Here is a 10,268-nt window from a genome sequence, read left to right as displayed (position 1 = left end):
TTAATCTGACTGCTTCTTCTTTGAATGCTTTGTCGTACCGTTTCATTGTCTCCCGTCCCCTCGTTAGCTTTCATTTTATTTCATATGAGGGTGTTTTTCGACTGCATTTTTATCGTAGCACTCCAGGCTTCGTTCAAGACGCTCACCTTCCTATTATCCCAAGGGTATTACCACCATTGCGGCATACTCCGCACCGGCAGTTAGTGTTGATCCTCCAGAAACAGCTATACGGCCGACACTGTTGATGAATAACTCTCCATTAGCCATTGCGCCACTTTCACTTCTTAGAATCCTGAAGGCTTTAGCTATTCTTGGCCTAAACCCTTCTGGCAGTATAGCTATGGTCGTAAGCGGAGTCACTACCCCCCCGCTAATTATGACTCTGAGTTCCAACTGCCCGATCTCATTCTTTCTGTATCCGATAGTGCCGGTCCAATCGCTCAGAAGTGTTGCACCGATCCATTGCGGCGGCTGCTTCTGCGCCTTCGTATTCGCCAAGACGGACGTTTCCGTCCGAGTCTCGACCACTTCACGTACAAGCGATTCGACAGACTCCCGGATGTTCGGCGCATACTCGGCGCTAATCGTCTGCGGGGCGATACCGAGTGTGTATGTGTCGAGTGCTAGATAGGTGACGGAATAGGCGGCTGTTGGGTCGTAGTTTTCCTTGTGGATGGATGCTCCGCCAGTTCCATAATAATACCCTGCCAAACTCGTCGTAGGTTTAAACCATATTTTGCCAAACGAACCATCCTCATAAACTTGTATAACTACCTTAGCTCTGTTTTTTAGGGGATTGGTTACAGGTCTATTAATCTCATACAACTGTAAACTCAAAGCAGGTTTCGCTGCTTCCCTAACCACAATCCCCGTTCCGACCTCCACCTGGTTGTCTCCCTCATGCAGCATTAAGGAGCCTTCGTAGGTGGCAGGCTCGTCTACGCTTTGAGCGAGTTGGTACATGAGGCGGTATGGTGTAAACGAAGAAAAAGGGGTGCCCGTTGGAAGTGTTACAACATCCGCTGGAGAACTGACTGGCGTTGAATAAGCCTTCCACGCTTTGCTCCACTCGTATACGGCTCTGCTCCGTTTAACATACACATTCTCCACCCATTAAAATAAACCCTAATCTCATCTGCTGTTGGTGTATAGGATTCTCCCCATCCGCTGTCGGTGTCGGCGACCGATAACCAAACCGTAGATGAATCCGTATTGTTCATAGATATTTGATCAGCAGCAGCAACACTTGCAGCATTATTTACGCTTTGCAATGCTTTACCATCAAACTTAATGGCCTTTTGGGTGTTTGTTATATTATTTGGCAGATATGTTGCTATCGGAAGTCGTACACTTTTAAATCCGGATGCATCCGTTCCAAACGACCACTCCATCGAACCATCCAACGCCATTTCCCTAAACCGCCGCGTTACCCTCGGTTTACCTTGTCTATCCGTATACAACAGATCTGCTATGCTGCCGTCTACATTGGATCGTAGGTTGCAGTCAGGCAGATAGAGATAGGATAGTTTCTGTGGCTTAAACGGTAAGGGGGCGGAGCCGATGTTGAGCATTGGATTGGAGAATGTCGATGTGCCTGCAACTTGGTCGCGCATGAACCAGACTGATATTTTCGAACGATTTCCAGAGTTAAAGGTAATTGTTTGAGATGGCGTGTAAGCAACGATAGCCGTGCTCCCTGTTTCGTTATATATACTAATTAACCCGTTATGATCGCAGGAAAAAGTATAGGTTGTATTTGGAATCACTTCGATGTAACACGAACTTTCGCACCTGACACCGTTAGTTGTAACCACTACTTTACCTGGATCAACTACTGCTACAGAGGCACTCGCAGCATTGCCAGTATTAAATGACCATTTTCCTGAAGAGAATGAATCTACTAGATTCTTCCCCTTATTCTCGACATAGACGGCATTGACATGCTTCATGTCGTCTACATACGGAATAAAAGAGTCAACCGCATCTCCTGTTATCGTCGTTCCGATTGCATTAAAATCATCGTCAGCCAGTTGGTAGATTCGAATTCCATCTACATAGTAGACCCCCGTAGTACCTATGGTAGTCGGGCCTAAAAGTAAACTAAACCCGCTTGTCGTAATCGTATTTCCAACCGGGATTTTAACGTATATGAACTGCCACACGCCTATCTTTGTATTGTCAGCCAAAACCCCGTATCGTGGTTGAGTCTCTCCATAATTACGAACGGATAAGTCAAAAACACCGGAAGTAAAGGATTCGACATAAACCCATGCACCCAAGACGTATTGTTTTGTGGTGTCTAATGGGTGACTATAATTCTTCATAAGAAAACCAGAATTGTTAGATGCGGTAAATTTAATCGAATTACTTCCGTACTTAAACCGTGTTGCTGATAATCCGGATGTCGCCGCACCGAAAGCAGTAAATGGCATCATGCTTTCGCAGTTCCCATCCCGCCCGAGCAGATTAACAAGAGTCCGTCCCTGCATCGTCGGATGGAGGATTGCCGGGACGTCGCCGCCCTGGACGATCTGGACGCCTTGGCGCAGGACAACCGGCTCCCATGGCTGGCGATCCAGGTTGTCGCTCACTTTCTCCGTATTCGCGTTAATCTCAACGCCGAGCTGATTCAGGTCTTCCGGTAGAACTGTATCGTCGAGCATCCAATCTGTTTTAGCCATTACGTCATGACCTCCTTGACTTCAACTGTTTGTAGCATGAGCGTATCCGAGGTGATCGGGATCTCGACCGGGTTCGAAGTGATGAGATTGCCGGAAGTGTCTTTCAGCTCGATCAACTCGACAAGCGAGACGTCGGCCACCGGAATGATATATTGCAAGATGACGGTACGCTCCGAAACTTCCTTCACTGTGAAGTTCGTTATGTCCACCGTCCCATTAAGAATGACCTTTGCGATTCGCCCATTGACGTAATCTGCGACATCGCTTAGAAACTGCGTATCGATCATCTAATCACGACCTCCGATCCGTAAGATGCGAACGGCTTCTGCCCAAGCTGCCACGATCCGTTGAGTTTGTAGTTCCATTCAATCGGCTTCATGGCGAGATGTTCTTCGAGGCCGATCGACTCCGCTATCGACGTGTTTTGCTGATAAACGAGATTGGCCGGCTTCACCATCTCGATCGTGTGCTGGACTTCCCTGAATACGTTCGCATTCTGAATGTTCGTAGTGACGTAAAGAATAAACTGTTCCACATCCACCGAAACGATCGTCAGCCCCGGCCCAACAAGCTGATCCAGCCGTTGCTGCAGGTAGCGCAGAGTGAACGGCGGCTTGGTCGAGTAGCGGTTAACGATGCGACGGCGGCGGAAGTCGAGCGACTCGGCAGACGGATCTGCCTGAATGCCAAGCATTTTCTCCCGCCGCTTAATGGCCGCCAGATCAGAGGTCATGACGAATTGATCGCTGAATAGCCGATCGACAGCCTGGCTTGCGAGTTGAAGCTCTGCGTCTTCAGACCGTGCCAGCTCGATAAAATCCTCAATGTTATCGTACAAGTCCGGCCAATACTCGCGAATCGGTTTACTCACGGACCGTCACCGTCCCCATAAGCGGAATCTCGTCCGCTTCAAGCGTCAGATTGGCCGCCGCCCCGTTTATCTCCGTGTCGGAGACATCCTCTATTCCCTGCACGGTCAGCAACCGGGCATCGATCTGAGCCGTCCTGACGATCAACTGCTGCTGATGCGCCCAATCCTGTCGCAGCTCCCGTAAATACGCACTGACGACGGCTTCGACATCCGCTTGTACTTGGCCAGGCGTAACGCCATTAGCCAGCGTGAGCTTAGTCCAGATGCTGATAGTCCGGCCAATTACGCCTGCAATCGTCACCTTATGACCGATAGGAGCCTGCCCCTGTCCTTGCCCGTTGTTAATGATCGGATCCATACGCGTCTGCACCTCGTCAATCAATGCAGCGGGCGGCTCGGTCCAGTCCGCCGCGATAATCGTGCATTTGACGGTGCCGCCGCCCTGCCAAACCGGATAAACCTTCGTGGCTCTAACGCCCGGAATCGCATTGATTTTATTTTTGTAGTCCGCGATATTGCCGCCAAAAGCCGGTTCGTTCACCGCAGCATAGAATCGCTCGCGCAACGTCTCGTCCGACTCTTCGTCTTCGCCTGGCACAAGCACGTCCGACAGCTCTGCTCTCGACAGAGAGGGCACGTAATCGATCGGCAGCAGCGCGCCAAATTGCTCATTGCCGACCGTGCCTGCGGTCTCGCACTTCATCCGGTAGCGGCCTGTGCTAATCCGCTGATCGGCCACATAGCTCTGTCCGCCCATGGCGTAACGAGAGCCGAGCGGCACGTCCATCAACGCATTCGCCGCATTATAAAAAAGCCCCAGCCGGATGGCCGAGGTCGCCTCGTTGCGGTTAACGCCGAATTCGGCTGTCTTGCGGCTCAAATACTCCCCGCTGGCCGTATCCGCGAAAGCTAAATTGTAATTCACATCCAACTCGATATACATTTGCGCAAGCTCGGCCGCTGCCGGCGCGCAAGCATCGTAGATTACGCTGCCCTCCCGCTTGTCGAGGGTGTCCGGGACCCGGGAAAGCATTCGCTGCAATATAAAGTCAAAGGTCATATGCTCATACACCTCGGCTCACCTCCTGCTCCAAGCTGCCGTACATTGTCGCCACGGTAAACCGGATCGAGAGCCGATCGCCGTCGACTACGGCCTCGACATTCTCAACCGCATCGATCCGGTCGTCTGGCAGGAGCGCCTCCTCGATCATCCGGGCTGCCTCGGATTGGACAATCACGGGACTGCTGCCCAGCAGCAGCGCCAGCTCATGACCATAATCCGGACTGTAAATATCGTGCCGGAAACGATCCGTCTGAAACACTTTGAAAATCGCTTGCTTTATCGCTTCCAGGCCGTCCGCCTTCCCGACCATTCTGCCCTTGTCGAAATCCAGCTTCCAGGTGAGAGACGGCTGCTGCCCCCCCTCCAACGGCTCGTCCAACAAAGCGGGATCAAACTCCGGAATCATCCGCGTTCACCACCCTGTCCAAAATGACGTACTGCTGGCCGCCCTGCACGCGCAGCAGCAGCACCCGATCCCCGACCTCGAGTCTGCGGCGGATGACGAGCGGCTCCTCGGGCAGCGCCGGCTCGGTCGTCTTCGTAGACGATCCGCTTGCGCTGTCGTCCGCGTACCGGTGAGCATGCCGCAGCGGCACCTCGTAATGCGTCAAAGATTCCGGCACGATTAAAAACTCCGCCGGAAGAGTGAAGCGTTGATCCACCCGGATCTCCAGCGGAGCCTCTGCCGTTACGACGCCAAACAGGACGGCGGCCGGATTGCTTGCCGCTATGGCGGACGCGGACGCCTGTTTGATCGTGTTCAATAAGCCTGCCATCTCGTCTACACCACCCTTAAATCCAGTGTCATCGTATGATCGGCGCCGTCGAAGCGATGCGTGCATTCGTCCACCAGCAGCGCCTGATCGACCTCGTACTCGGATATGACGATCCGGACGCGCATGCCGGCGCGCACTCGAACGTCGCCTATGGCGCTGACCTTCAGCGACTTCGTTTCACGATTTTTGATCTTGGCCAAGTTGAGCAGCAGCTCCTTGATCTGCGCCTCGTTCATATCCTCGTTCACGTTCTGATAGTGCTGCAGCAGCCCCCAGCGCTTGATGTTTACGCTATCCTGAGCCACATATACTTCCCGCCTGCCGGTCTTGCTATTGTCTTTATACAGCTTAATCCTATTGAACGTATCGCTGTCGATCGACTTCTTGACCTGATAATCGGTCATCAGACTGCCGTCGCCGACGATCAGATCAAGCTGCTCGCTGTCGACGTCCCGCAGGCAGAGAGCCCCAAAATCGTCATACAGGCAATAGTCCCGGCCGGTGTTGGCGAAGGTCAGCGTAATCGCCTTGCTGATCATATCGATCAGCTTCTGGCCGTCCTCCGACATCGTCGGGATGCGATAGCCGGTATCGGCGACGGTCCCCAGCTTCAGTTCGAAATCCTTGGCAATCCGCCGCAGCACTTCGGTGGCCGTCGCGCCGACAAACACATAGGTGTCGGTATTCATCAAATAGCGAATCTGATCGTAGGCCGTAATCTGAACGGCTTCATCGCGCCCGCCTTCGATGCTGAAAATGTATCCGTGGAACAAGTCGGTCTGACCCACGCGAACTCGGACGACATCCCCGTTGCTGTAAGAAAAATCGCGCAGCTGGTAGAGGGGGGCCCCTTTAATCAAGGTGAAGGATAGGCTGCCGGCTTTTCCAATCCGGGCCGTCTTCCAGGTCAGACCCTCGGCGATCTCGCTGACGTCCCATTCGCTGCCCTGCTTGTTGATGATTTTGACACGGATCATGGCAGCTTCAGCACCTTTCCGACCGGCAGCCGTTTGATTTCCGCGTCGGCAATGCCGTTCAGCTTCTGAATCTCCTTCCAGCGAGCGCCACTGCCCAGCTGCGTCTGCGCCACCTTCCACAGATTGTCTCCAGCGGCCAGCTTATAGGTTTTAGCCTGCTGCTTCTCGTTGGGACGGACGGAACCGGCCTCTTTCTGCTGCCCCGTCATGTCCCGTTGAAGCTTGCGGGCGGCATAGAAGACGTACTTGCGCAGCTTGATCGTATATTCGATATCTCCGGCTCCCCCGGCCGTCTCGCTCCAGGAAAACGATTCAATGCTCGCCGGGGTATTGATGTCGAACGTATCGCTAGTAAAAATAAACCGAATCGGCCGCTTGGTCTTCATCCAACTCTCGATCAATTTGATGTATTGGACGGGGTGCCACAGTTCTTCCGTTGTGACGAACGGATACCGCTGCGCTGGAAAAAGACCGCTGAAACTGTACTCGGTCAGTTTGCGGTCTTTTATGACGTTGATTTCCCCCAGTCCCGCCACATCGTAGGTTTTGCCTTGTCCGGATTCGCTCACTTCAATGGAGGCTGGATTGATCGGCACCTTAAGCACTTCAGTCCTGTTGTTAAAACTCAGCTCCACACCGTATACGCGCATATCGTCCCCCCCTCATTACCCATACGCAGCGTCTGCGGAAGCGGCAATATCCTGGTTAAGGCTGTCCGTAATCCGCATGATGATCGTATCCAAATCGCTCTCGTTCCTGATGTGGGTGTCCCCGAAGGAAATGCTGGGCGTAAGCGACACGAAGTTTTGAATGTTCTTCATCTCGGCCAGCTCGCGCATCATCTTGAGGTCCTCGCTGCTGATATCCACGGTATTGTTGATTCGGCCGACCTCTCCGACTTTGCCGATGTTCGGCGTCTCGTGGGGATTGTCTCCGAAGCCCGCGAAGGCTTCTGCTCCAAACTCCATCAGCTTATCCAGATTGAAGCCTTTCAGCTTGCCGGATACCCCCTTCATCCAACTCGAACCGGCGTCGTACCCTTTCTTGGCCTCATCGACTAGGGACTTTTGCTCCATGCGCTGGACAACCTTGTACCCCTCCGGCATCTCGCCGACCCAGTCCGACATTTGTTGTTGCAGAGAGGTGAGGCCCCCGGCCAGATCGGAACCGAAAACCCAGTCTATCGCTTCCGCAATTTTCTTGACCATATCCAGCACGGAATTGACGAAGTTGGCAAACAACCTCTTCGCAGAATAAACCGGATGATTAAGGAAATTTTTGAAAAACTCGGCGAACGAAGCGAATATGTTATAGAGCATCGCCGTGAAATTGGTATAGAACGTATACAACCCTCTAAATAACCCGACGATAAATCCGACGATTTGGTCGGCCGTCACGCCCATCTTAATGAGCGCATAAATGATCGCGACGATAGCCATTACAATCAAGACCACCGGCCAGTACGCCGCCATCCAAGCCGCAGCCTGCGCATAAAGCGCCGCAACCTGTGCGTAGAGCGCCGCGGTCACCGTCCAGATTTTTACGATAATGACCGCCAGCAGCACGGAGCCCAGTGCGACCAGAATAGGCTCAATAATCGGCCAGTTCTCCGCGATGGCGTTGGCTATCGCTTCAATGCCGGTTACCATCGCCTCAAGCAGGAGAGCAGCCGCTTGAACGGCTATCCCGATATTGTGAATAAAGCTTGCGCCGACGTCGCTGTTCAAGAAACCGTTAATCTGCTCGATGACGGGACCGAAGGCCCGAAGCGCGTCGTTCTGTATCTGATTTCGGACGTCTCCGAAGGTGAGAGGCAGCAATTCGAATTTCTGGTTGATCTCGTCCGTTGCAGCAAACATCGCATTTTTCAGGATGTCGGCCGTGATCCGGCCCTCCTTCGATAACTCCAGCAGCTCGGCTTGAGACTGGCCGGTATAGTTCGCTATCGCTTGGGCGAGCATCGGGGCATTTTCCAGAATGCTTCGAAACCCTTCACCCTCCAGCTTTCCAGTGACCATCGCCTGGGACAGCTGCTGCATGCCGGCCTGCTGCCCCCCGGCGTCCGCACCGCTAATCCGGAACGACTTTTGCGCCGTTTCGGCGAAGGCGATGACCTCGTCCTTGCTGCCGAATGCGCCCGAGGCCGCCCCCATTCGACCGACGGCCTGTGCCATGTCCGCATAGCTCACTCTGGACCGCCCGGCCGCCGCGAACACTTTCTGCTGCAGCTGCTCGGTCGTCTGCAAGCCATCGTTGACGAAGTCCAGCTTGGCGCGGATCGTCATATATTCGTCGCTGATTCGCATCGCCGATTTCAAGTCCGCGGAAGCCAGAAGCTTCTTCAGCATTTGGCTCCCGCCGCCTCCGCCGCCTGAACTCCCGCCTCCGCTTCCTCCGCTGCCTCCGCCGGAACCCCCGCCCCCGCCGCCAAGGGGAGGGATATTGCGAACAGCCTCCGACAATTGTCTGACCAATCCGATCAGTTGGCTAAGCATCGAGGTTAGATTGCTGCTCAATTGAACCGATGCGGTAATCGTTCCGATTCGCGACAGAATCTGCAGCCGCAGCGCTGCCGCTCTTGCCAACGCCTGCGCGGTATCCAGGTGAACTCTGACACGAATAGGCCGAACAGCCGTCGTATTGAGGCTTACGCGGAGGATTGCCGGCCTCTCGACAAGCCTTCTCGTACGCTCCAGAGCAACGTTCAAGACGTAGACGCGGCCCGTGACTCGGTCCAGCGCCCGGGACAATTGATTCATCATGCCAAGCGCCGACGTTACGGTTGCCATCTTGCTCACCTCCTCTGTATATGCGAATTGGACTATCTCTTTTTCATTTTCGCTCTTTCGCGGCTCTCCTTCTCAATCCTTACTTGGATCATCGCCGTTAAGGCTGCCTTCTTCTTTCCGTTCAGGGCTGCGAAATCCCACGGCATCAGATGGAACTCGTGGAGGGCGTAGTAGGCGATATTCGCCTCGCCGTCGCCCTCCTCGATCAGTTTTTTACTTCTTCCACGAGCTCTTCCATATCGCGGTCGAAGCCGTTAAGCTCTTGAACCTTGCCCAGAAGCGCAGCGTACTCGCCGGCCAGCAGCATCTTCTTGAGCAGCGCCTCGGCCCCGTGTACGTTGTAGGAATTTTGCAGCTCGACATTTTTCAGATCGGGATACACCACGCTGGCTGCGGCAATCTTCGCCATGTAGACCTCCGGCTTGGTCTCCGGAAGACGCTGACCGCCTTTTCCTTTTACGTATTGGGTCGAAGCTTTGCGAATCTCCTCGTTCTCTTCCTCCGACAACGTGCGAAGCCTCCAAGGGATCGGAGCTCCGTTCTCATCCCTGAATCGGTCGGAGACGGCGAATTCCTCTATCGTTTCCAATTGAACGTTGTGCGCGAAAAAAGCTTGCAGGCTCATCTTGATCCTCCTTTAATTAAGCTCGTTAAACAAATCCGACAGCTCGTAATCGCTGAACGTGAACGGAAGCTCCTCCTCCAGCATATCGTCCGAGGATGCGTCGAACTTGGCGGCGATAATGCTGTCGAGGTTGCAGTTGAGCAGCCGGGCCGTCTGCTTGCCGGCTCCCGAGGTCGGATCCTCGTTCGTAATCTGCAGCTCGAACCAGAAGTCTTTGCCGGTTTTAATATAGTCCCGCATCAATTGGCGGAACATGGAGGTGACATAGTAGACCGTCAGCGTCCCGCTCCCCTTCCAGCCGGCCGAGCGCTGCGGCGTATTCGTCCGCCCGAGAACCGGGACATCGACCTTGTTCTTTTCGATCGTGGCCTCGATATTTTTGGCGTAGAACAGCTCCTCCCTCCGATCGCCGAATGCCGCATAGGCTCTGGCCTGCTTGCCGCTGATCGCATCGCTTTCTCTGAAAAATGCCATAGGAATCTCTCC

12 protein-coding genes are annotated in these 10,268 nt (G+C 53.7%); all 12 read right to left on the bottom strand.

Annotation, left to right across the window (positions count from 1 at the left end):
- Positions 1-153 precede the first annotated feature (153 nt).
- Complete coding sequence (locus ACFO3S_RS26750) at positions 154-885, bottom strand: hypothetical protein (protein WP_378102522.1); 732 nt, start codon at positions 883-885, stop codon at positions 154-156.
- Between the two features lie 125 nt (positions 886-1,010).
- Positions 1,011-2,681: a hypothetical protein gene (locus ACFO3S_RS26745; RefSeq protein WP_378102520.1), complete on the bottom strand. Its 1,671-nt coding sequence runs from the start codon at positions 2,679-2,681 to the stop codon at positions 1,011-1,013.
- A complete protein-coding gene (locus ACFO3S_RS26740) occupies positions 2,681-2,968 on the bottom strand; it encodes a ketopantoate hydroxymethyltransferase (RefSeq protein WP_378102517.1) in 288 nt (95 codons plus the stop codon). The genes ACFO3S_RS26745 and ACFO3S_RS26740 overlap by 1 nt, the downstream gene beginning before the upstream one ends.
- Positions 2,965-3,552, bottom strand: a complete 588-nt coding sequence (locus ACFO3S_RS26735; protein ID WP_378102515.1) for a putative phage tail protein — start codon at positions 3,550-3,552, stop codon at positions 2,965-2,967. The genes ACFO3S_RS26740 and ACFO3S_RS26735 overlap by 4 nt, the downstream gene beginning before the upstream one ends.
- The gene (locus ACFO3S_RS26730) at positions 3,545-4,624 is read right to left on the bottom strand and encodes a baseplate J/gp47 family protein (protein ID WP_378102513.1); all 1,080 of its coding nucleotides are present in this window, start codon (positions 4,622-4,624) and stop codon (positions 3,545-3,547) included. Before ACFO3S_RS26730 ends, ACFO3S_RS26735 begins: the two co-directional genes overlap by 8 nt.
- On the bottom strand, positions 4,617-5,021 hold the full coding sequence (locus ACFO3S_RS26725; RefSeq protein WP_378102511.1) for a DUF2634 domain-containing protein: 405 nt from the start codon (positions 5,019-5,021) through the stop codon (positions 4,617-4,619). Before ACFO3S_RS26725 ends, ACFO3S_RS26730 begins: the two co-directional genes overlap by 8 nt.
- Positions 5,005-5,391 (bottom strand): DUF2577 domain-containing protein, encoded by a 387-nt coding sequence (locus ACFO3S_RS26720; protein ID WP_378102508.1) that lies wholly within the window; start codon positions 5,389-5,391, stop codon positions 5,005-5,007. Before ACFO3S_RS26720 ends, ACFO3S_RS26725 begins: the two co-directional genes overlap by 17 nt.
- A gap of 5 nt (positions 5,392-5,396) precedes the next feature.
- Positions 5,397-6,368 (bottom strand): XkdQ/YqbQ family protein, encoded by a 972-nt coding sequence (locus tag ACFO3S_RS26715; RefSeq protein WP_378102505.1) that lies wholly within the window; start codon positions 6,366-6,368, stop codon positions 5,397-5,399.
- Entirely contained in the window at positions 6,365-7,018 is a 654-nt protein-coding gene (locus tag ACFO3S_RS26710) for a LysM peptidoglycan-binding domain-containing protein (RefSeq protein WP_378102503.1), read from the bottom strand. Before ACFO3S_RS26710 ends, ACFO3S_RS26715 begins: the two co-directional genes overlap by 4 nt.
- Positions 7,019-7,033: 15 nt before the next feature.
- A complete protein-coding gene (locus ACFO3S_RS26705; protein ID WP_378102500.1) occupies positions 7,034-9,157 on the bottom strand; it encodes a tape measure protein in 2,124 nt (707 codons plus the stop codon).
- A gap of 205 nt (positions 9,158-9,362) precedes the next feature.
- Positions 9,363-9,782 carry a phage tail assembly chaperone gene (locus ACFO3S_RS26700; protein WP_378102497.1) on the bottom strand — a complete coding sequence of 140 codons (420 nt, stop codon included), beginning with the start codon at positions 9,780-9,782 and terminating at the stop codon, positions 9,363-9,365.
- 12 nt (positions 9,783-9,794) lie between these two features.
- On the bottom strand, positions 9,795-10,256 hold the full coding sequence (locus ACFO3S_RS26695) for a phage tail tube protein (protein WP_378102495.1): 462 nt from the start codon (positions 10,254-10,256) through the stop codon (positions 9,795-9,797).
- Positions 10,257-10,268 lie beyond the last annotated feature (12 nt).

It is taken from the genome of Cohnella hongkongensis, assembly GCF_042654645.1.
Classification (GTDB): domain Bacteria; phylum Bacillota; class Bacilli; order Paenibacillales; family Paenibacillaceae; genus Cohnella; species Cohnella hongkongensis.
The sequence above is the reverse complement of the archived record's forward strand: the minus strand, read 5'-3'. Positions and strand labels throughout refer to the sequence as shown.